At 37.0% G+C, this 324-nt stretch carries 1 rRNA gene; it reads left to right on the top strand.

Annotation, left to right across the window (positions count from 1 at the left end):
* Positions 1-199: 199 nt before the first annotated feature.
* Positions 200-309 (top strand): 5S ribosomal RNA (gene rrf / locus KHA90_RS25185).
* Positions 310-324: the final 15 nt, after the last annotated feature.

Genomic DNA, 324 nt, shown 5'->3' with positions numbered 1-324 from the left:
TAGTCGAGTAGTACTAATAATCCGTAAGCTTATGTACACCCTTTTCCTCCGGGGCAACCCGGAGGAAGAAACTTTCTAAAAATATTAAATAAAATTACTTTTCTTTATCTCAGTATGTTAAGATATTACTCTTAATTATGAATTGTTAAATTATCAATTATTAATTAAAAGAAAATTGCCCAAAGCAATTATAACTTCTTAAGGTGGTTATTGCGGCGGGGCTCACCTCTTCCCATCCCGAACAGAGTAGTTAAGCCCGCCTGCGCAGATGGTACTGCAGTTATGTGGGAGAGTATGTCGTCGCCTTTCTTTTTAAAATCCTCA

This window comes from Flavobacterium psychroterrae, assembly GCF_018380615.1.
In the GTDB taxonomy this organism is placed as follows: domain Bacteria; phylum Bacteroidota; class Bacteroidia; order Flavobacteriales; family Flavobacteriaceae; genus Flavobacterium; species Flavobacterium psychroterrae.
Note: the sequence above shows the minus strand (reverse complement) of the source record. Positions and strands in the feature narration are given on the sequence as shown.